The following is a 20301-nucleotide window of genomic DNA, read 5'->3' on the forward strand; positions in this document are numbered from 1 at the left end:
CGGGGAAAGGTCCGCAGGCAAAATCCGCCGCGACGCAACATTCGCGCAGGGAAACCGCTCCTCCATGATTGGCCTCGTCCGGATCGCACTGACGCGTCCGTATACCTTCGTCGTCCTGGCCCTGCTGATCCTGATCGTGGGCCCGCTCGCCGCGCTGCGCACGCCCACCGACATCTTTCCGGACATCAAGATCCCGGTGATCGCCGTGGTGTGGCAGTACAACGGCCTGCCGCCCGACCAGATGGCCGGCCGCGTCACCTCGCCGTTCGAACGCGTGCTCACCACCACCGTGAACGATGTCGAGCACATCGAAGCCAATTCGATCCAGGGCTTCGGCATCGTCAAGATCTTCTTCCAGCCCAACGTCGACATCCGCACCGCCAACGCGCAGGTCACCGCCGTCGCGCAGACCATGCTGCGGCAACTGCCGCAAGGCACCACGCCGCCGCTGATCCTCAACTACAACGCCTCCACGGTGCCGATCATCCAGTTGGCGCTGTCCGGCAAAGGACTCACCGAACAGAACCTGGCCGACCTCGGCCTCAACATCATCCGCCCGCAGTTGACCTCGGTGGCCGGTGCGGCGATCCCTTACCCGTTCGGCGGCAAGACCCGCCAGGTCCAGATCGACATCGATCCGCCGGCGCTGCAGGCGCGCGGCCTGTCGGCGCAGGACGTGGCCAACGCGCTGGCGGCGCAGAACCTCATCACCCCGGTGGGCACGCAGAAGATCGGCAAGTACGAATACACGCTGCAGCTCAACAACGCACCATCGGACATCGCCGAACTGGGCAATCTGCCGGTGAAGTCCGTCGACGGCGCCACGGTGTTCATCCGCGACGTGGCGCATGTCCGCGACGGCGCGCCGCCGCAGACCAACATCGTGCACGTCAACGGCAATCGCTCGGTGCTGATGACGGTGATGAAGAACGGCTCGGCCTCGACGCTGGCGATCATCGCCGGCATCAAGGACCGGGTGGCGGCGATGAAGGACGCCCTGCCGCCGGACCTGCGGATCGTGCCCATCGGCGACCAGTCGCTGTTCGTCAGCGGCGCGATCGAGGGCGTGGCGCGCGAAGGCGTGATCGCCGCGGCGCTCACCAGCCTGATGATCCTGCTGTTCCTCGGCAGCTGGCGCTCGACGCTGATCATCGCCATCTCGATCCCGCTGGCGATCCTCGGCTCGATCGCCGCGCTGTCGGCGATCGGCGAAACGCTGAACATCATGACCCTGGGCGGCCTGGCGCTCGCCGTGGGCATCCTGGTGGACGATGCCACGGTGACCATCGAGAACATCAACTGGCACCTGGAGCAGGGCAAGTCGGTGGAGACGGCGATCATGGACGGCGCCTCGCAGATCGTGACGCCGGCCTTCGTCTCGCTGCTGTGCATCTGCATCGTGTTCGTGCCGATGTTCTTCCTGGAAGGCGTGGCGCGCTTCCTGTTCGTGCCGATGGCCGAGGCGGTGATGTTCGCGATGATCGCGTCCTTCCTGCTGTCGCGCACGCTGGTGCCGACCATGGCCAAGTACCTGCTGCGTCCGCATGCGCCGCATACCGACATGCACGGCGATGGCCATGGCCAGCCGCCGTCGCGCAATCCGCTGGTGCGCTTCCAGCGCGGTTTCGAAAAGCGCTTCGAGCGGCTGCGCGCCGGCTACTACGCCCTGCTCGAGACCGCGCTGCTGCGCCGCAGGGCGTTCGTGCCCGGCTTCCTGCTGTGCGTGGCGCTGTCGTTCCTGCTGCTGCCGATGCTCGGCCGCAACTTCTTCCCATCGGTGGACTCGGGCCAGATCCTGATGCACGTACGCGCCCCTGTCGGCACCCGCGTGGAGGAGACCGCGCACCTGTTCGCCGACGTGACCGGCGCCGTGCGCAAGCGCATTCCGCCGCGCGATCTGGCCAGCGTGGTCGACAACATCGGGCTGTCGTCCTCGGGCATCAACAACACCTACAACAACACCGGCACCATCGGCTCGCAGGACGGCGACATCCAGATCGCGCTGAGCGAAGGCCACGCGCCCACGGCCGACTACGTGCGGATGCTGCGCCAGACCTTGCCGCGGCAGTTCCCGTCGGTGGTGTTCTCGTTCCCGCCGGCCGACATCATCAGCCAGATCCTGAACTTCGGTGCGCCGGCGCCGGTGGACCTGCAGATCCGCGGCCCCGACCTCGCCGCCAACTTCGCCTACGCCAATCGCCTGCTGCGCGAGATCCGCCGCGTCCCCGGCGTGGCCGACGCGCGCATCCAGCAGTCGCAGGCCAGCCCCGGCTTCGCGGTGAACGTGGACCGCAGCCTTGCGCAACAGGTCGGCATCACCGAGCGCGACGTCAGCAGCAGCCTGGGCGTGAACCTCGCCGGCTCCAGCCAGATCGCCCCGACGTTCTGGCTGAACCCGCAGAACGGCGTGTCCTATCCGATCGTGATGCAGACGCCGCAGTACAGCCTCGACAGCCTGCCCGACCTGCAGAACGTGCCGATCAGCCCAAGCGCGGGCCAGGGCGGCGCGCAGCGCCTGGGCGGGCTGACGACGCTGTCGCGGACGGCGACCAATGCGGTGGTCAGCCAGTACAACATCAATGCGACCGTGGACATCTTCGCCTCCCCGCAGGACCGCGACCTCGGCGCGGTCGCGGCCGACATCCAGAAGATCCTCGACGCCGACCAGAAATTCCTGCCCAAGGGTTCCAGCACGGTCCTGCTCGGCCAGGTGCAGACGATGAACAAGGCGTTCTCCGGCCTGATCTTCGGCCTGCTCGGCGCGATCGTGCTGATCTACCTGTTGATCGTGGTGAACTTCCAGTCGTGGAGCGATCCGTTCGTGATCGTGAGCGCCTTGCCCGCGGCGATCGCCGGCATCGTCTGGATGCTGTTCGCCACGCACACCACGCTGTCGGTCCCTGCGCTCACCGGCGCGATCATGTGCATGGGCGTGGCCACCGCCAACTCGATTCTGGTGGTCAGCTTCTGCCGCGAGCGCCTCGCCGCGCACGGCGACGCGGCGAAGGCGGCGCTGGAAGGCGGCTTCGTGCGCTTCCGCCCGGTGCTGATGACCGCGCTGGCGATGATCATCGGCATGGCGCCGATGGCCTTGGGCATGGGCGAAGGCGGCGAACAGAACGCACCGCTGGGCCGCGCCGTCATCGGCGGCCTGATCTTCGCCACCGTCAGCACGCTGTTCTTCGTGCCGATCGTCTTCAGCCTCATCCACCGTCGTGCTTCCCAGCCGTCCTCGCCAACGGCGCACGCCCCCGGAGCGTCCCCGCATGTCGCCTGATCAGTCCTCCCCCGTCCCGCCGCGCCGGCTCCGCCTGGCCGCGCTCATCGCCGCGATCGTGGTCCTGGCCATCGTCGTCGCCGGGGTCGCCACGCGCGCCGGCGACGCGCGCCGGCTGCGCACCTGGACCGCGGACCAGGCGGTGCCGACGGTGGCCGTGGTGGCCCCGCAGACCGCCCAGGGCGACGGTGTCCTCAATCTCCCTGGCCGCCTGGAGGCGTATGCGCGCGCGCCGATCTTCGCCCGTGCCAGCGGCTACCTGAAATGGTGGAAGACCGACATCGGCGCCAAGGTGAAGGCCGGCGATGTGCTCGCCGAGATCGAGACGCCCGACCTGGACCAGCAGTTGCTCCAGGCCAAGGCCGACCTCGCCAACGCGCGCGTCAACGCCGCGCTGGCGCAGACCACCGCCAAACGCTGGCAAACCATGGGCCAGACCGAGGTGGTGTCCAAGCAGGCCGTGGACGAGAAGACCGGCGACTACGACGCCAAGCGCGCCCTCGCCCAGTCCGCACAGGCCAATCTCGACCATCTGCAAGCGCTGAAACGCTTCGCCACCCTGGTGGCGCCGTTCGACGGCACCGTCACCGCCCGCAACACCGATGTGGGCGCACTGATCAACGCCGGCGGCGGCCAGGAACTGTTCGTGGTGTCGGACACCCGCAAGCTGCGCATGTACGTGAACGTGCCGCAGAGCGATGCGCCATCGGTGCGCACAGGCAGCCGGGTGACGCTGACGGTGCCCGAATACCCGGGGCAGACCTTCAATGGCGTCGTCGACAGCGCATCGGGGGCCGTCAATGCCGCCTCCGGCACCACGCTGGTCCAGGTCGCCGTGGACAACCAGGACGGCAAGCTGCTGCCGGGCGGCTATGCCAGTGTCCGTCTCGATCTCCCGGCCGACGTCGCGCGGCTGCGGGTGCCGGCCAGCGCGCTGGTGTTCGACGACAAGGGCCTGCGCGTGGCAGTGGTCGACGCGCACGACACGGTCGCCTTCAAGCCGGTGACGATCGCGCGCGACTTCGGCAAGACCGTGGAACTGGGGTCCGGCGTGGCTGCCGGCGACCGCCTGATCGAAAGCCCGCCGGATGGCCTGGCCGACGGCGACAAGGTGCGCATCAGCGCGTCGAAGGCGGAAGGCGCACACGCCAAGGCGTAACCCGCGCGAAACGCCGCCGAGGCATGGCGGGAAACCTCCGGCGCGGCGCGGATGCTCGGCCGGCAACGGCGATCGCACGGCCACCGGCGCCAGGACGCAGCGCCCGCCCGGCGCCGGCGCCGGCGCTCAGGTTGCCGGAGCGAACCGTACCGTAGCGAGGATGCCGCCGCCTTCGGCGCTCTCCAGCGCGACCTGCCAGCCGAAGCGCTCGCACAACCGGCGCACGATCGACAGGCCCAGCCCGGCGCCCTGCGGGCGCTCCGGCTCGGCGCGGAAGAACGGTTCGAAGGCGTGCCGCAAGGCGTCCTCGGACATGCCGATGCCGGTATCGCGGATGCGGATGCGGTCGGCCTCGACCTCGACCTCGACACGCCCGGTATCGGTGTAGCTGCAGGCGTTGCGCAGCAGGTTGCTGACCACCACGTGCAGCACCCGCGGCGGCGCGTGCAGCGTCGCCGAGGCCAGTACGCGTACGCTCAGGGTCACCGGCTTGTCCGCCAGCAGCTCGCGCGCGTTCTCGGCCTCGTACTCGACCACGTCGGCGACGTCGAAGGTCTCGCTCTGCGGCACCACGTCCGCTTCGCGCGCCAGGATCAGGAAGGCGTCGATCACCGCCTCCATGTCGCGGCCAGCGCGCTGGATCCGCTGCAGGCTGCGGTGCAGGCGCGGTTGCAGCTCCTGCTCGGTCATGGCGATGTCGGTGGCGACGCGGATCACGGTCAGCGGCGTGCGCAGTTCGTGGCTGGCATCGCGGGTGAAGTTGCGTTCGCGGGCGACGTGGTCGGTGACGCGCTGGGCCAGCGCATGCAGGGCCGCGGCCAGCTGCCGCGCCTCGCCCTGCACGTCGGCGGGCAGGTTTTCCGGGGCCAGTTCGGCGGCGACCGGATGCCGCGGATCCCAACGCGAGACGCGCCGCGCCAGCCAGTTCATCGGCGACAGCAAGCGCCGCGACACCCGCCAGGTCAGCCAGGCCACCACCAGCACCGCGATCAGGGTCAACAACGTGGGCACCACGCCGAACCAGAACGCCAGGCGCTGCGCCGGCGCGCGCAGGAACACCAGGTACAGGCGACCGGCCGGGTTCTGGTCGACCAGCACGATCTCGCCACCGGGGCGGTCCTCGTGCAGGCCGGGCGCCAGCCCGCGCAGGTCGACGGGCACCGCGGCATCGGATTGGCCGGGCCCCACCAGATAGCCGCGCAGGCTGTGGGTGTTGGGCGGAGGCTGCTGCGGCTGTTGCGCATGCACGCGCCAGTAGTAGCGCGCCTCCTGCTTCAGGATCGACCCCACCAGCGAGTGCTGCACGATCGCCACCACCAGATAACTGGCAAGCGTGACCACGCAGCCCGCAAACACGATGCGGGCGATCAGGGCGAGGCGAAGTTTGCGCGGCAACCCGTGCGGCATACGGCATCCGTGATCGTTGCCGCGATTATAGGAAGGCCGATCGTGAGCCTTTCGTGCAAGCGGCCCCGTTCATCGGAGCCGCTGCGGATTCCACGATCGGGCGCGGCCTCAGCTCATCGGCTGAGCGATGTCGGCGATGCGGTAACCGGCGCTCTGCACGGTGTGCAGCAGCGGGCGGTCGAACGGCTTGTCGATGATCTTGCGCAGGTTGTACAGATGGCTGCGCAGGGTGTCCGAGTCCGGCAGGCCGTTGCCCCAGATCTCGCGCTCGATCTCCTGGCGGGTGACCACGCGCGGCGATTCGCGCATCAGGATGGTCAGCAGGCGCAGGCCGATCGGCGACAGCTGCAGTTCGGTGCCGGCGCGGGTGGCACGCATGCTCACCGGGTCCAGCACCAGGTCGGCCACCTTCAACACTTCCGAGCCGACCTGGCGGCGCTCGCGGCGGATCAGCGCGCGCAGGCGCGCTTCCAGTTCCTGGATCGCGAACGGCTTGGTCAGGTAGTCGTCGGCGCCGAAGCCCAGACCGGTGAGCTTGTCGTCGAGGGTGTCGCGCGCGGTCAGCATCAGCACCGGGGTCGACTTGCGCGCATCGTTGCGCAGGCGACGGCACACTTCGATGCCGTCCAGCCGCGGCAGCATCAGGTCCAGCACCACCACGTCGTAGCTGTTCTCCGCCGCCAGGCGGTAGCCGTCCAGGCCGTCGCAGGCGTAATCCACTTCGAACCCGCGGCCTTCCAGATACTCGCCGATCATCTCGGAAATATTGCGGTTGTCTTCCACCACCAGCACGAGCCCGGATGTTTCCTTGGTCTGACGCATAACGCTTCCTCAGTCTTCAGCTTTGTGAAACATGCCGGATGGGCGGTGGTGGCGGCGTGAAGACCGCTTCATCTGCCTGAGCCGGAAAAAACCTATTGCGCGATCAATGGCTTGAGCTGCGGCCACACGTTGTCCAGCACCTTGGGCTGGGCCGCGGCGGTGGGATGCAGGCCGTCGCCCTGCATCAGCGCCGGGTTCAGCGCCACGCCTTCCAGCAGGAACGGCAGCAGGCCGGTCCGGTACTGCTTCGCCAGGTCGGCATAGACCGCACGCAGGCGCTGTCGGTAGCCCGGCCCGTAGTTCGGCGGCACGTCGATGCCCAGCAACAGCACCTTCGCGCCCGCGTCACGGCTGAGCACGATCATCTTCTCCAGGTTGCCGCTCAATTCGGCCGGGCTCAGCCCGCGCAAGGCGTCGTTACCGCCCAATTCGATGACCACCACAGATGGCCTGTGCTTCTGCAGCAGCGCCGGCAGGCGGGTCAGCGCGCCGGAGGAGGTCTCGCCGCTGATGCTGGCATTGACCACGGCCGGCGGCGTCCGCATCTGTTGCTGCAGGCGCTTGTCCAGCAAGGCCACCCAGCCGGACTGCAGCGGGATGTTGTGCGCTGCGCTGAGGCTGTCGCCGAGCACCAGCACCGGGCCCGTCGCACCTTTGGCACAGGCGATGACGGGCAGCAGCACCCACCATGCCAGCAACAGCCAGGCGCGGCGCGTCCAGGCCCGCTTGCTTCTCGTCTCATCACCACGCATCGGAGATTCCCTCATCGACAGTCAGGCCCCCACGCTTCGCGCCGGCATCGCCATCGACGTGCGCGATGTCGGCAAATCCGTCAGCGGACCGGAGGGTACGGTCCACATTCTCGACAAGGTCGGATTGACCATCGGTGAAGGCGACAGCGTCGCCATCGTCGGCGCCTCCGGCTCCGGCAAGACCACCCTGCTCGGCTTGCTGGCCGGCCTCGACCTGCCCACGCGCGGCGAAATCGTGCTGGCCGGGCAGTCGCTCAATGCGCTGGACGAGGAAGCTCGCGCCGCGTTGCGTGCACGCGAGGTCGGCTTCGTGTTCCAGAGTTTCCACTTGTTGCCCTCGCTGACCGCGGCCGAGAACATCGCCCTGCCCCTGGAACTGGCCGGACGCGAGGATCCGGCGCGGGTACGCGAAGTGCTGGAGGCGGTCGGACTGAGCGCGCGGGCGCGGCACTACCCACGGCAACTGTCCGGCGGCGAGCAGCAGCGCGTGGCACTGGCGCGCGCGTTCGTGGCGCGGCCGCGCATCCTGTTCGCCGACGAGCCCACCGGCAGCCTCGACCAGGCCACCGGACAACAGATCAGCGACCTGCTGTTCGCGCTCAACGCCGGCAGCGACACCACCCTGGTGCTGGTCACCCACGACATGCGCCTGGCGCAGCGCTGCGAGCACCGCTACCGCCTCGACGGCGGCCGCCTGCGCGCCGCCGACGCGGCGGATGCCGCATGAACGTGCTGCGCCACGCCGCGCGCGCGCTGCGCCGCGAGCTGTTCGCCGGCGACCTGCTGACCGTGTTCGCCGCGCTGGTGCTGGGCGTGGCGGTGATGACCGCGGTCGGCACCCTGGTCGACCGGGTGACCCTGGCACTGACGGGCAGCGCCGCCGAGGTGATCGGCGGCGATCTCGGCGTCAGCGGACGCCAGGACATCCCGGCCGCCTTCGCCGAGGAGGCGCAGCGGCGCGGGCTGCGCAGCGCGCGCCTGGTCAGTTTCCCCAGCGTGCTGTTCCACGGCGACGCCAGCCAGATGGCCAACATCAAGGCGGTGGGCGCCGGTTATCCGCTGCGCGGCGAGCTGCTGGTGGCGCGCGATACCGTCGGCGCCGGCAGCGAACGCGCCGGGCCGCCGCCGCGCGGCGAGGCCTATGCCGATCCGCGCCTGCTCGAGGCCTTGGGCCTGAAGCTCGGCGACGCGCTGGAGTTCGGCGCCGGCACGCTGCGCGTGACCCGGGTGCTGCGCGCCGAGCCGGATGCCTCCGGCGAACTGATGCAGTTGTCGCCGCCGCTGCTGGTCAACCGCGCCGACGTCGATGCCGCCGGCCTGCTCGGCCCCGGCAGCCGTGCCTCCTACCGGCTGATGTTCGCCGGCGCGCCGGGCGAGATCGCCGCCCTGCGCGAATGGCTGGCGCCGCGCGCCAAGGCGTTCCGCCTGGTGGGCATCGAGGACACCCAGCGCGGCGTGCGCGGCGCCTTCGACCGCGCCGGGCGCTTCCTCGCGCTGGCCGCATTGCTGGCGGTGCTGCTGGCCGGCGTCGCCACCGCATTGGCCGCCAACCGCTTCGCCCTGCGTCGCATCGATCAGGTTGCCGTGCTGCGCTGCCTGGGTGCGCGCCAGCGCGACATCCTCGGCGCGCTGGCGCTGCAGTTGCTGCTGCTGGCGATCCCCGCCTGCGCGCTCGGCGTGGGCCTGGGCATGCTGGCCCAGGTCGGCCTGGTCGAAGCGCTGGGCAGCCTGATCCCCGACCGCCTGCCGCTGCCACAGGCCACGCCGGCGCTGGCCGGCGCCGGCATCGGCCTGTTGCTGCTGCTCGGCTTCGGCCTGCCGCCGCTGCTGCGCCTGCGCGACGTGCCGCCGATGCGCGTGCTCAACCGCAGTTTCGCCGCGCTGCCGCCGACCTCGCTGCTGGTCTACGCCGCGGCGCTGGTCGCCACCGTGGTGCTGGCGGTCTACGCCACCGGCGACGGCGTGCTGGCGGCCTGGGTGCTGGGTGGCCTGACCCTGCTGGCGGCGTTGGCCGCGGCGGTGGGCGGCGTGCTGCTGGCGGTGCTGCGGCGGCTGCAGGGACGCCTGCGCGGGCCATGGAAACTGGGCCTGGCCGCACTGACCCGGCGCCGCGCGCTGAGCGTGGTGCAACTCGTGGGATTGTCGCTGTCGCTATGCGCGCTGTTGTTGCTGGCGGTGATCGGCCCCGGCCTGCTGGGACAATGGCGCGACCGACTGCCCGCGGACACGCCGAACTACTTCCTGATGAACATCCAGCCCGACCAGGCCGAGCAGGTGCTGAGCACCCTGCGCACGCTGGGCGTGGCCGACGCAGCGGTGGAACCGTTCAGCACCGGCAAGCTGGTGGCGATCAACGGCCAGCCGCCGCAGCGCCGCGAACAGGGTCCGGACGACGAGGGCGACGGCAGCGACCGGCCGATCAACTTCTCCTGGCGGCACGCGTTCCCCGCCGCCAACCGGCTACTGTCCGGACGCTTCTGGGCCGCCGACAGCACCGCCGCCGAGGCCTCGGTGGAGGAAGGCTGGGCGCAACGCTACGGGCTCAAGCTCGGCGACCGCATCACCCTGCTGCTCGGCGACCAGCAGCGCAGCTTCACCGTCACCAGCCTGCGCAAGGCCGACTGGGATTCGTTCCGGGTCAACTTCTTCCTGCTGCTCAACGCCGGTGCGGTGCAGGATGCGCCGTACAACCTGATCTCCGCCTTCCATCTGCCGCGCACCTCGGCCGCGCAACTGAGCGGGCTCAGCCGTGCCTATCCGAACGTGTCGCTGCTGGATATCGACGCGATCCTGCAGCGCGTGCGCGAGGTCATCGACCGCGTCGCCCAGGCAGTGCAACTGGTGATGGGCTTCAGCCTGCTGGCCGGCGCATTGGTGTTGCTCGCTGCCTTGCAGGCCACCGCCGGCGAGCGTCGCTACGACAGCGCGGTGCTGCGCACCCTGGGCGCACGCCGTGGGCAGTTGCGCGGCGCGGTACTGGTGGAGTTCGGCGCGCTCGGCCTGCTCGCGGCGATCCTCGCGGTCGGGGCAGCGGCGATCATCGGCACGGTAGTGGCCAGGCAAGCCTTCGACCTCGCGCTGTCGCCACCGTGGCCGGCGCTGCTGCTCGGCGGCCTGGGCGGCGTGGCGCTGAGCCTGCTCGCCGGCTGGTCCGGCACCCGCCGCATCCTGCGCACGCCGCCGGCGCTGGCGCTGCGCGAGAACTGAGCACACGGCGGCCCGGCACACCGGGCCGCTGCAGGACGGGCGTCGCCCACGCGTGCTCGCGACCATCGGCGACGCGCACCGCCGACGGCGATTGGCGCACCACGACGCATCCCGAATCCCGAATCCCGAATCCCGAATCCCGGCACCAAGCATATGCCGGTTGCGTATAAGCACCATCCGAATCGTTGCTTCGGCGCGCGTCGGACGCGGCCTACAGTGGGGATGGACGCCGCATGCCGGAGCCGTGGCGTCGCATCCTTCGCAGACGAGGCCGCCGCATGGCACGCGCATCCATCGCAACACGGTCGGCCGCCGCCGCGCCGACGGTCCGCATCGAACCATTCGCCGCGCCGCTGGGCGCGCAGGTGCTGGGGCTGGACCTGACCCAGCCGCTGGACGCCACCACGTTCGCGCTGTTGCATCGCGCGCACCTGCACTACCACGTGCTGGTCTTCCGCGACCAGCGCATCACCCCGGCGCAACAGGTCGCCTTCAGCCGCCGCTTCGGCCCGCTGCAGATCCATGTGCTGCGCCAGTTCCAGTTGCGCGATCACCCGGAAGTGCTGGTGGTGTCCAACATCAAGGAGCATGGCCAGCCGATCGGGCTGGGCGATGCCGGCCACTACTGGCATTCGGACCTGTCGTACAAGCCGACCCCGAGCCTGGGCTCGATGCTGCTGGCGCAGGAGTTGCCGGCCGAAGGCGGCGATACCTTGTTCGCCAACCAGCACCTGGCCTGGGACACGCTGCCGCTTGAGTTGCAGCGCGCGGTCGACGGACGCCTGGCCGAGCATAGCTACCTGGCCAAGTACGAGGACTTGCGCAAGCGCAATCCGTGGCGCCCGCCGCTGACCCAGGCGCAGATCGACGAGGTGCCGCCGGTGCGCCATCCGATCGTGCGCACCCATCCGGAGACCGGACGCCGCGCGCTGTTCGTCAGCGAACACTTCACCACCCGCATCGTCGGCCTGCCGCAGGACGAAAGCGATGCGCTGCTGCAGGCGCTGTTTGCGCACAGCAGCGACGATGCGCTGGTCTATCGGCACCGATGGCAGCCGCACGACATGGTGTTCTGGGACAACCGCTCGGTCACCCACCTGGCCGGCGGCACGCCGGACCACCTGCGCCGGCGCCTGCACCGCACCACCATCGAGGGCGACGTGCCGTTCTGAGCCACGCCCCTCCACGTGGCGGATACGCCGCTGTCCGACCGCGTAGTCCCCTCCCCCACTGGAACGACGCATGACCGCTTTCGATTCGCCCGCATTCCCGGCCACCGCGTCGCCCGCTGCCGCAGCGCGGCGGCTACGCTGGTTCGCCACCGTGCTGCTCGCCGTCGCGCTGCTGCACCTCCAGCCCGCGCACGCCGAGGGGCGGCTGCGTATCGCCAAGCAGTACGGCATCGTCTACCTGCTGCTGGACGTGGCGCAGGAACAGAAGCTGATCGAGAAGCACGGCAAGGCCGCCGGCATCGACATCGCGGTGGAGACCGTGCAGCTGTCCGGCGGCGCGGCCGCCAACGATGCGCTGCTGTCCGGGTCGATCGACGTGGCCGGCGCCGGCGTGGGCCCGCTGTTCACCCTGTGGGATCGCACGCGCGGCCGCCAGAACGTGCGCGGCGTGGCCTCGCTGGGCAACTTCCCGTACTACCTGATCAGCAACGATCCGCGGATCAAGACCCTGGACGATTTCGGCCCGCGCGATCGCATCGCGGTGCCGGCGGTCGGCGTGTCGGTGCAGTCGCGCTTGCTGCAGCATGCCTCGGCGCAGCGCTGGGGCGAGCGCGCCTACAACCGCCTGGACGCGCAGCAGGTGGCCTTGCCGCACCCCGACGCGGCCGCGGCGATCATCCGTGGCGGCACCGAGATCACCGCGCACTTCGCCAGCCCGCCGTTCCAGGAACAGGAACTGGCGCGCAATCCGAAGGCGCACATCGTGCTCGACTCGTACGCGATCGAAGGCGGCCCGACCTCGGCCACGGTGCTGTATGCCACCGAGAAGTTCCGCCGCGACAACCCCAGGACCTACCAGGCCTTCGTCGCCGCGCTGGCCGAGGCGGCGGTCTTCGTGCAACGCCAGCCGGAACAGGCGGCGGACCTGTTCGTGCGCCGCAATGGCGGCAAGATCGATCGCGCGCTGGTGCTGCGCATCCTCAAGGACCCCAAGGTGCAGTTCAAGACCGCGCCACAGAACACGCTCAAGCTTGGCCAGTTCCTGTCCCGGATCGGCGCGATCAAGCAGGCGCCGACCTCGGTCAAGGACTATTTCTTCGACAGCGCGCAAGTCGCCGGAGGCAGCTGAGATGAACCCTTTCGCCTTGACGCCGGCGCCGTTGCTGCAGCTCAAACGGGTCAGCCTGGACTACGCCAGCGGGTCGCGCGTGGTCCGCGCCACGCACCAAGTCAGCTTCGACGTGTATGCCGCCGATCGCATGGTGCTGCTTGGCCCGTCGGGCTGCGGCAAGTCGACCCTGCTCAAGGCCATCGCCGGCTTCGTCGCGCCCAGCGAGGGCCATATCCGCCTGGATGGGCAGGTACTGCGCGCACCGGGACCGGACCGGGTGGTGGTGTTCCAGGAATTCGACCAGCTCGCGCCGTGGAAGACGGTACGCCAGAACGTCGCCTTCGGCCTGCGTGCGGCGCGCAAGCTGGGGCGGCGCGAAGCGGCCGAGCGCGGCGATCATTTCCTGCACAAGGTCGGGCTGTGGGCGTTCGCCGACGCCTATCCGCACACTTTGTCCGGCGGCATGAAGCAGCGCGTGGCGATCGCGCGAGCACTGGCGATGCAGCCGCGCGTGCTGCTGATGGACGAGCCGTTCGCCGCGCTCGACGCACTGACTCGCCAGCGCATGCAGGAGGAGGTGCTGGAACTGTGGGACGAGGCGCGCTTCACCCTGTTGTTCGTGACCCACTCGATCGAGGAGGCCTTGCTGGTCGGCAGCCGCATCGTGCTGTTGTCGGCGCATCCTGGCCAGGTGCGCGCCGAACTCAACAGCCACGGCTTCGGGCTCGGCAGCGTCGGCAGCCCGGCGTTCCAGCAAGCCGCACAGCGCATCCACCGGCTGCTGTTCGATCCGCCGGGCGCCGCCGACGTCGGCGACGACACCGAGGGGACGGCGACGGCCGCCAGCAACGTCGCACCGTTGCGCCGCCGCGCCGGTGTGCGCGAGGCCACACCATGAGCGCCGCCGCACCGTTGCGGCCGCCGATCCGCGCCGAGTACGAGAACCCGGTGGTGCCCTACGTCGCCACCGTGCCGACGGCCGTGACCCGGCGGCGGCAAATCCCGGACTGGCTGCGCCAGGCGCTGGTGCTGGTCGCGCTGGCGGCACTGTGGGAAGCGGCGGCGCGCTGGCTCGACGACGACCTGCTGCTGCCGAGCTTCCTGCAGACCGCGCGCGCGTTCGCCGACGGCCTGTGGAGCGGCGAATTGCTGGGCCGGGTCGGCGCCTCGCTGCGCATGCTCGCGCAAGGCTATGCGCTCGGCGTGGCATTGGCCTTCGGCCTGACCGCGCTGGCGGTCTCGACCCGGATCGGCCGCGACCTGCTGGGCACGCTGACGGCGATGTTCAATCCGTTGCCGGCGATCGCCCTGCTGCCGCTGGCCCTGCTGTGGTTCGGCCTGGGCAACGGCAGCCTGGTGTTCGTGCTTGTGCACGCGGTGCTGTGGCCGCTGGCGCTGAACACCTACGCCGGTTTCCAGGGCGTGCCGGAGACGCTGCGCATGGCCGCTCGCAACTACGGCCTGCACGGCCTGCGCTACGTGGTCGCGATCCTGGTGCCGGCCGCGCTGCCGGCGATCCTGTCGGGCCTGAAGATCGCCTGGGCCTTCGCCTGGCGCACGCTGATCGCCGCCGAACTGGTATTCGGTGCCACCTCCGGCCAGGGCGGCCTGGGTTGGTACATCTTCCAGAATCGCAACGAGCTCTACACGGACCGTGTCTTCGCCGGACTGGCGATGGTGATCCTGCTCGGCCTGCTGGTGGAAGGCGCCGGCTTCCGCGTGCTGGAACGGCTCACCGTGCGCCGCTGGGGCATGCAGCGCTGAGCGGCGCGCGCCACCGCCGCCACAGCCGAACGCCGGGCACCACCCTCTACGCATCGACAACCGCAAAAAGGGGAAGGCGCCATCCCGGCCGCCTTCCCCACCCTGGCTGATTGCCGACGCGGTCCTCAGCGCGCGGCCGGCGCCGGCGCCGTCCATTGCGCGAACACCGCATCGAGCTGCGCATCGCTGACCGGTTTGCCCTGTTGCACCGCCTCGGCCTGGCCGAACAGCGGCACGATGATCGCCATGCCATCGACCTTGGTCTTCAGGCGCACGCCCGGCGGCTTGCCGAGCAGGCCGTCCCAGCGCGCACGCACCCTGGCCCAGTAGCCCTGGGTCGCGTTCCAGTAGGTGCGCGCCGGGGTGAAGTCGACGGTCGTGGTCTTGACGTAGTCGTTGAAGCCGAACTCGCGCGCGATGGCCTGCTGGCTGCCGTCGGGCTTGCGCAGCACCTTGGTGTTGAACTGCTCGTGGGTCCAGCCGGCCGGGGTCAGCGTGTGCCGGTTGATCACTGCCAGCGCGTTGTAGTCGCTGCGCTTGGTGTACTCGCGACGCGGCAGTGGGCGCCAGCTCAGGTCGCTGGTCCAGGTCGGATGGCCATCGGCGTAGTCCCAGCGCCCGGTGCCGCAGTAGCGCGGGGCGTCGCTGACCTCGTACACGCACTGGGTCCAGGCGCCGCGGGTGGCCGCCGCATCGAGCGGGCGCACCTGCCAAGTCTGGTCGGCGCTGAACTCGAAGCGCTGCGGCGCCTCGTAGATCCAGTCCTGGCGCCAGTGCTTGGTCACGTGGCCGCTCTTGGGCTCCACCAGCAGATGCTGCAGCACCACCTTGCGCGGGCTGTCCTCGACCACGATCACCACTTCGTCGCCGCCGCTGCGCATTGGCGCGGCGCGGGTGTAGCCGGGTTGCAGCAGCACCGTCTCGTCGAAGGCGAAGGCCACCGTGTACTCGCCCTGCATCGCCAGGATGCTGACGCGGTCGCGCGCCGGATCGGCGTTCTCGGCATGGACGGGAAGGCTGCCGGCAAGCAGCAGGGCGCAGAACAGAGGCGGAGCTTTCATCATCGAGAGAGGTGTCTTGGGTGATGGGAACAAGGAAACGTATCGGCCGCTCACAACCGCAGCAGCGGCCACGGCCGCTCGGGATCGGGACGCGGCGCAGGGCGGCCGGCGCGGGCGCAACAGCAGTCGTCGACCAGCACGTCGCCCTCGGCCGCCTCCAGGCGCGCGATGCGCCGGGCGATGCTGGCGCCGAGCGGCGACACGCCGGCAACGCTGGCCGCCAGCACGCCATCGGCCGCGTGCAGGCGCAGCGCCCGCGCCTGCCAGCCATCACCGCGCAGGCGGCCGGCGACGCGCCGCCACAGCCGCTCGGCGACGCCGCCGTCGGCGGCATCCTGCGCCGCGGGCAACGCCGACAGCAGCATGTCCCAGGCGACGAAGTCGCTGTCGGGCAGCAGGTACAGGCGCCAGCAGCACTGCTGCTGGCGGTCGTAGAAGCGCAGGCTCTCCAGCACGCCGTCGCTGTCCACGTCCAGGTGCGCGGCCACGCCGCGGGCGTGGCGCCAGCCGATCAGTTCGGCGCCGGTGCGGGCACGGTACAGGCACAACACGGTGCCCAGTGCGGCCAGTTGCGCCGGGCGCGGCAACGGCGCAGCGGCGATCCGCTCCGGTCCGGTACGCGCTGGCGCGGCCGTGCGCATCCGCGGCTACCAATCCAGCGCCAGGCTGACCGAGACGTTGCGCCCGGCGCCGGTATAGCGATCGAGCACCGCGCTGCTGGCCAGGGTCGCGCCGGGCAGCATGTTCCAGTCGATATAGCGGCGGTCGGCCAGGTTGAACACGCCCACGTCCAGCCGCGCGCCTTCGGTGAAGTGCCAGTGCGCGAGCAGGTCCAGCGTCGCGTAGCCGGCCGGCGTGTAGTAGGTGGGCAGTTCCGGCCGGCGCTTCTTCGCCACCGCGGTGGCGACCAGTTGCGTGCCCCAGGTGCTGCGGTCGTAGCCCAGGCCGAGCACGCCGCGCAGCGGATCCACCGAATTGAGCGGCGTGCTGTCGGTGCGGTTGTCGCCGCGCGCATAGGCGGCGCTGGCCTGCAGCGACCAGCCGGCCCAGCGCGCATCGAGTGCACCGAAGTCGATGCCGGCCTTGGCCTCCACGCCGCGGATGGTCACCCGGTCGACGTTGCGCGACTGATACAGCATCAGGCCGTCGGCGTTGAAGCCAACGAAGCGATAGGACTCGATGAAGTCGCGGTAGGCGTTGCGGTAGGCGCTCAGGCCGGCGTAGATCGCGGTACCGGCGTAGCGCACGCCCAGCTCGGCGCCGCGGCTGGTCTCCGGCTTCAGGTCGGGATTGGCGATCGCGGTGTAGCCGATCAGCAGATTGGTGAAGCCGATATTGACGTCGTTGTACGGCGGCGCGCGGAAGCCGTGCGCGTAGTTGGCGTACAGCGACCAGGCGTTGTCCAGGCGCCAGATCGCGCCGAGCTTGGGCGAGACGTTGCGGTCGCTGATCTTCTTCGCCGCCACGCCGGGATTGTCGGTGGCGAAGATCGCATCGACCTGCGGCGACAGCCGGTAGTAGTCGGCACGTAGCGCCGGCGTCAGGCTGAAGCGGCCGTCGGCCAGGGCGATCTCGTCCTGGAGGTAGGCACCGGCCTTGATCGTCTCGGTGATCGGGAAATCGCGGACAGGAAAGGTCTCCATGCCCACGGTCTTGCTGATCGCCCCGGTGCGCAGGTTCAGCGTGTGGCCGTCGCGCTTCTCGTGGGTATCGGTGTGCGACAGATCGATGCCGTAGCTGATGTCGTGCACGACGCGACCCTGGTCCACCCGCTTGTGCAGGTTGGCCTGCAGCCCGTACAGGCGCTGGTCGAAGTCGTGCTCCATGTGACGCAGCGTCGCGTTGCTGCGGCGCTCGTCGGTGCGCTGCAGGCTCTGGCTGTCCTGGCGGTACAACTGCCACTGCAGGTCGTCGGCGAGCCACGTGGCGAGTTGGTCCACCTCGTGGCCCAGCGACACGCGGGCGCGGGTCTGGTGGTCGCGGCCACGCTGCGACAGGATGCTGGCGGTGACGTTGCTCAGCGCATCGATGCGGGAATAGTCCTCGTTGCCTTCGACGGTCAGCTTGAAGCGCTGGTTGGCGCTGGGTGCGTAGACCAGCTTGCTGAGCAGGCTGCGGCCGTCGCTGCTGAGCGGATTGGGCGCGGTGCGGGCGGCGCCGATGCTGCGGTTGTCGCCCTGGGTGTCGCTTTCCTGGCCCTGGCGATGGCTGAGCGCGGCCATGCCGCTCCAGCGGTCGCCGCCGAAGGCGACCAGCGCGCCGGCGAACAGGCCCTTCCACTCGCTCTCGTAGCCGAACTTCAGGCCGACGTAGCTGTCCTTGCCCGGCGCCAGGTAGTCGGCCGGATCCTTGGTGACGTAGGCCACCACGCCGCCGAGCGCATCGGAGCCATACAGCGCGCTGGCCGGGCCGCGCACGATCTCCACGCGCTTGAGCGTGTCCATGTCGACGAAGTTGCGGTTGGCGTTGAGGTAGCTGCCGAAGCTGAAGTTGTCCGAGACCGGGATGCCGTCGGTCTGGATCAGCACGCGGTTGCCGTCCAGGCCACGGATGCGGATGCCGGAGATGCCGCTGAAGCGGCCGCTGTTGCCGGTGGCGGACACGCCCGGCGTGTAGCGCAGCAGGTCCTTCAGGTCGTGGACCAGGGCGCGATCCATCTGTTCGCGGTCGATCACATCGACGCTGCCGGGCACATCGACGATGGCGCGTTGGGTGCGGGTGGCAGTGACCTGCAGGCGATCGAAATCGCGGACGGCGGACGCCGCACTGGCGTCGGCGTCAGCGTTGGAGGACGAGACAGGGGCGGATGCGGGAGCGGCATGCGCGCAGGAGGCCAGGGCCAGCCACAGCGCGCCGGTCAGCGGAGCGGTACGGAACATGGAGAGCATCGGTGGTCGCGGAAGACCCTCGACCGGCACGGCGCGGGGTCCGCGCCTGGCCGAGGGGGAGAGAGAAGGATCGCGACTGCGAGGCGGCCGCGGCCGACGCGCAGGGGCGTCGGCCAGGTGGCGGCAGATCGAGCGGGGAGGCCGGCCGCGCGCGGCGGCCGGACGGCGTTACTTGGTCAGGATCAGCTTGTCGTTGCTGGTGTGGCGCAGGCGATAGACACGGTCGCCGTGCTGGATCAGCACTTCGCGGCGACCCTTGAGCAGCGCCTGGCTGCTGATGGTTTCTTCGGCCGGCACCGCGCGCGGCACGGTGCGCTCGCGCAGGCTCAGGGTTTCGGGGTGACGCAACAGCACGGGTTGAGCGGTCATGGTCGGACTCCATCCACGGGGTGCATCGAGATGATAATGATTCTCAATACTTAATCAAGACCCATTCTCGCCCATTTCGATTCACGATCACGATCGAAACCGCAAAAGCCAAAGGCACGGAAAATCGAAGGCGCGCCAGCGACGGCCGACGCGGCGGCACCGGCCCTCAGTGCCTACGCCAGCGCGGACTCGACCCTGCCCCACCACGCCGCGTCGTCGCGCTCGGCCAGGTCCAGGGCGGCCAGGTTCTCCAGCAACTGCGCGACCCGGCTGGCGCCCAGGATCACCGTGGACACATGCGGGTTGCGCAGGCACCAGGCGATCGCCAGCGCCGCCGGCGCCACGCCCTCGGCCGCGGCCAGCGCGGTGAAGGCGCGCGCGCGCTCGACCCGGCGCTGCGCCGGCGGCCCGATCACCTCCTGCTGCAGCCAGGCGTTGCGCTTTTGGCCCAGCCGCGAGGCCGGATCGATGCCGTCGTTGTACTTGCCGGTGAGCAGGCCCGAGGCCAGCGGCGACCAGATGGTGGTGCCCAGGCCGAGTTCGGCGTACAGCGGCGCGTACTCGTGCTCCACGCGCTGGCGATGCAGCAGGTTGTACTGCGGTTGTTCCATCGACGGCCCGTGCAGACCCAGCGCACGTGCCACCTGCGCCGCCTCGCGGATGCGCTCGGCCGGCCACTCGGAGGTACCCCAGTACAGCACCTTGCCCTGGCGGATCAGCGCGTCCATCGCGCGTACGGTTTCCTCCACCGGCGTGTCCGGGTCGGGGCGATGGCAGTAGTACAGATCCAGGTAGTCCACCCGCAAGCGCTTGAGTGCGGCATGGCAGGCATCGGTGACGTGCTTGCGCGAGAGCCCGCGCTGGGTCGGGCGCGGCGACTCCACGGCGCCGAAGTAAACCTTGCTGGACACGCAGAAGCCGTCGCGCGGCAGCCGCAGGTCGGCGATCACGTCGCCCATCACCTGCTCGGCGCGGCCGTGCGCATAGACCTCGGCATTGTCGAAGAAGTTGATGCCGTGGTCCCAGGCGGCGGCGATCAGGTTGCGCGCTTCGTCGCGGCCGGTCTGCCCGCCGAAGTTGATCCAGGCGCCGAACGACAGCGCCGACAGCTGCAGCCCGGTGGTCCCGAGGCGACGGTAATGCATGGCAACTCCTCCTGCTGAGCGAACCCGCGGCATGGCCGGGGACGGCCGCACAGTGTAGCGGCGCCGTCCGGCATCGCCCCGCCAAGAGCAGGGCGCCCCGCTCTTGCGAATCCCCAATCCCAAATCCCCAATCCCCCGACTGAACACGCCTCGCCTTGCCGGCCGTC

The 20301-nt window shown here is 70.0% G+C and carries 16 protein-coding genes; 8 read left to right on the plus strand and 8 right to left on the minus strand.

The window, feature by feature from the left end; all coding sequences use genetic code 11:
* Nucleotides 1-64: 64 nt before the first annotated feature.
* Together NUG21_RS16730 and NUG21_RS16735 are read left to right on the plus strand one after the other, a co-directional pair.
* Nucleotides 65-3277: an efflux RND transporter permease subunit gene (locus tag NUG21_RS16730; RefSeq protein ID WP_263391446.1), complete on the plus strand. Its 3213-nt coding sequence runs from the start codon at nt 65-67 to the stop codon at nt 3275-3277.
* Nucleotides 3267-4436, plus strand: a complete 1170-nt coding sequence (locus NUG21_RS16735) for an efflux RND transporter periplasmic adaptor subunit (protein ID WP_263391447.1) — start codon at nt 3267-3269, stop codon at nt 4434-4436. Before NUG21_RS16730 ends, NUG21_RS16735 begins: the two co-directional genes overlap by 11 nt.
* A gap of 126 nt (nt 4437-4562) precedes the next feature.
* Here the strand turns inward: NUG21_RS16735 and NUG21_RS16740 are convergent, their stop codons facing one another.
* The 3 genes from NUG21_RS16740 to NUG21_RS16750 form a co-directional block, all read right to left on the minus strand.
* Nucleotides 4563-5843 carry a sensor histidine kinase gene (locus NUG21_RS16740; RefSeq protein WP_263391448.1) on the minus strand — a complete coding sequence of 427 codons (1281 nt, stop codon included), beginning with the start codon at nt 5841-5843 and terminating at the stop codon, nt 4563-4565.
* A 108-nt stretch (nt 5844-5951) separates the two neighbouring features.
* Nucleotides 5952-6665: a response regulator transcription factor gene (locus NUG21_RS16745; RefSeq protein WP_003481607.1), complete on the minus strand. Its 714-nt coding sequence runs from the start codon at nt 6663-6665 to the stop codon at nt 5952-5954.
* 92 nt (nt 6666-6757) lie between these two features.
* A complete protein-coding gene (locus NUG21_RS16750) occupies nt 6758-7417 on the minus strand; it encodes an arylesterase (RefSeq protein WP_263391449.1) in 660 nt (219 codons plus the stop codon).
* 124 nt (nt 7418-7541) lie between these two features.
* Between NUG21_RS16750 and NUG21_RS16755 the strand changes: the two genes are divergently transcribed.
* The 6 genes from NUG21_RS16755 (at nt 7542) to NUG21_RS16780 (ending at nt 14671) form a co-directional block, all read left to right on the plus strand.
* Nucleotides 7542-8144 (plus strand): ABC transporter ATP-binding protein, encoded by a 603-nt coding sequence (locus tag NUG21_RS16755; protein WP_010342203.1) that lies wholly within the window; start codon nt 7542-7544, stop codon nt 8142-8144.
* Nucleotides 8141-10624 carry an ABC transporter permease gene (locus NUG21_RS16760; RefSeq protein WP_263391450.1) on the plus strand — a complete coding sequence of 828 codons (2484 nt, stop codon included), beginning with the start codon at nt 8141-8143 and terminating at the stop codon, nt 10622-10624. The genes NUG21_RS16755 and NUG21_RS16760 overlap by 4 nt, the downstream gene beginning before the upstream one ends.
* Before the next feature lie 278 nt (nt 10625-10902).
* Nucleotides 10903-11796, plus strand: coding sequence for a TauD/TfdA dioxygenase family protein (locus NUG21_RS16765; RefSeq protein ID WP_019798065.1), 894 nt, complete (start codon nt 10903-10905; stop codon nt 11794-11796).
* 70 nt (nt 11797-11866) lie between these two features.
* Nucleotides 11867-12925 (plus strand): ABC transporter substrate-binding protein, encoded by a 1059-nt coding sequence (locus tag NUG21_RS16770; RefSeq protein ID WP_263391451.1) that lies wholly within the window; start codon nt 11867-11869, stop codon nt 12923-12925.
* A gap of 1 nt (nt 12926) precedes the next feature.
* The gene (locus NUG21_RS16775) at nt 12927-13805 is read left to right on the plus strand and encodes an ABC transporter ATP-binding protein (RefSeq protein ID WP_263391452.1); all 879 of its coding nucleotides are present in this window, start codon (nt 12927-12929) and stop codon (nt 13803-13805) included.
* On the plus strand, nt 13802-14671 hold the full coding sequence (locus NUG21_RS16780; protein WP_263391453.1) for an ABC transporter permease: 870 nt from the start codon (nt 13802-13804) through the stop codon (nt 14669-14671). Before NUG21_RS16775 ends, NUG21_RS16780 begins: the two co-directional genes overlap by 4 nt.
* A 125-nt stretch (nt 14672-14796) precedes the next feature.
* On the opposite strand, the gene NUG21_RS16785 is transcribed toward NUG21_RS16780, so the two are convergent.
* The 5 genes from NUG21_RS16785 to NUG21_RS16805 all read right to left on the minus strand — a co-directional run bounded on the left by NUG21_RS16785 (nt 14797) and on the right by NUG21_RS16805 (nt 20134).
* Nucleotides 14797-15735, minus strand: coding sequence for a DUF6607 family protein (locus tag NUG21_RS16785; RefSeq protein WP_263391454.1), 939 nt, complete (start codon nt 15733-15735; stop codon nt 14797-14799).
* Between the two features lie 47 nt (nt 15736-15782).
* Nucleotides 15783-16373 carry a Hemin transport protein gene (locus NUG21_RS16790; RefSeq protein ID WP_242081741.1) on the minus strand — a complete coding sequence of 197 codons (591 nt, stop codon included), beginning with the start codon at nt 16371-16373 and terminating at the stop codon, nt 15783-15785.
* A gap of 6 nt (nt 16374-16379) precedes the next feature.
* Nucleotides 16380-18611 carry a TonB-dependent hemoglobin/transferrin/lactoferrin family receptor gene (locus tag NUG21_RS16795; RefSeq protein WP_263391455.1) on the minus strand — a complete coding sequence of 744 codons (2232 nt, stop codon included), beginning with the start codon at nt 18609-18611 and terminating at the stop codon, nt 16380-16382.
* Between the two features lie 177 nt (nt 18612-18788).
* Nucleotides 18789-18989 carry a hemin uptake protein HemP gene (locus tag NUG21_RS16800; RefSeq protein ID WP_017907561.1) on the minus strand — a complete coding sequence of 67 codons (201 nt, stop codon included), beginning with the start codon at nt 18987-18989 and terminating at the stop codon, nt 18789-18791.
* 173 nt (nt 18990-19162) lie between these two features.
* A complete protein-coding gene (locus tag NUG21_RS16805; protein ID WP_263391456.1) occupies nt 19163-20134 on the minus strand; it encodes an aldo/keto reductase in 972 nt (323 codons plus the stop codon).
* Nucleotides 20135-20301: the final 167 nt, after the last annotated feature.

This window comes from Xanthomonas sp. CFBP 8445, from assembly GCF_025666235.1.
Classification (GTDB): Bacteria; Pseudomonadota; Gammaproteobacteria; order Xanthomonadales; family Xanthomonadaceae; genus Xanthomonas_A; species Xanthomonas_A indica.

Excerpts from the sequence above, each read along its gene's own strand:
- NUG21_RS16750 (WP_263391449.1), bottom strand. The coding sequence starts at position 7,417 with ATGCGTGGTGATGAGACGAGAAGCAAGCGGGCCTGGACGCGCCGCGCC.
- NUG21_RS16775 (WP_263391452.1), top strand. The coding sequence starts at position 12,927 with ATGAACCCTTTCGCCTTGACGCCGGCGCCGTTGCTGCAGCTCAAACGG.
- NUG21_RS16730 (WP_263391446.1), top strand. The coding sequence starts at position 65 with ATGATTGGCCTCGTCCGGATCGCACTGACGCGTCCGTATACCTTCGTC.
- NUG21_RS16785 (WP_263391454.1), bottom strand. The coding sequence starts at position 15,735 with ATGATGAAAGCTCCGCCTCTGTTCTGCGCCCTGCTGCTTGCCGGCAGC.
- NUG21_RS16780 (WP_263391453.1), top strand. The coding sequence starts at position 13,802 with ATGAGCGCCGCCGCACCGTTGCGGCCGCCGATCCGCGCCGAGTACGAG.
- NUG21_RS16740 (WP_263391448.1), bottom strand. The coding sequence starts at position 5,843 with ATGCCGCACGGGTTGCCGCGCAAACTTCGCCTCGCCCTGATCGCCCGC.
- NUG21_RS16745 (WP_003481607.1), bottom strand. The coding sequence starts at position 6,665 with ATGCGTCAGACCAAGGAAACATCCGGGCTCGTGCTGGTGGTGGAAGAC.
- NUG21_RS16760 (WP_263391450.1), top strand. The coding sequence starts at position 8,141 with ATGAACGTGCTGCGCCACGCCGCGCGCGCGCTGCGCCGCGAGCTGTTC.
- NUG21_RS16790 (WP_242081741.1), bottom strand. The coding sequence starts at position 16,373 with ATGCGCACGGCCGCGCCAGCGCGTACCGGACCGGAGCGGATCGCCGCT.
- NUG21_RS16735 (WP_263391447.1), top strand. The coding sequence starts at position 3,267 with ATGTCGCCTGATCAGTCCTCCCCCGTCCCGCCGCGCCGGCTCCGCCTG.
- NUG21_RS16795 (WP_263391455.1), bottom strand. The coding sequence starts at position 18,611 with ATGTTCCGTACCGCTCCGCTGACCGGCGCGCTGTGGCTGGCCCTGGCC.
- NUG21_RS16800 (WP_017907561.1), bottom strand. The coding sequence starts at position 18,989 with ATGACCGCTCAACCCGTGCTGTTGCGTCACCCCGAAACCCTGAGCCTG.
- NUG21_RS16805 (WP_263391456.1), bottom strand. The coding sequence starts at position 20,134 with ATGCATTACCGTCGCCTCGGGACCACCGGGCTGCAGCTGTCGGCGCTG.
- NUG21_RS16770 (WP_263391451.1), top strand. The coding sequence starts at position 11,867 with ATGACCGCTTTCGATTCGCCCGCATTCCCGGCCACCGCGTCGCCCGCT.
- NUG21_RS16765 (WP_019798065.1), top strand. The coding sequence starts at position 10,903 with ATGGCACGCGCATCCATCGCAACACGGTCGGCCGCCGCCGCGCCGACG.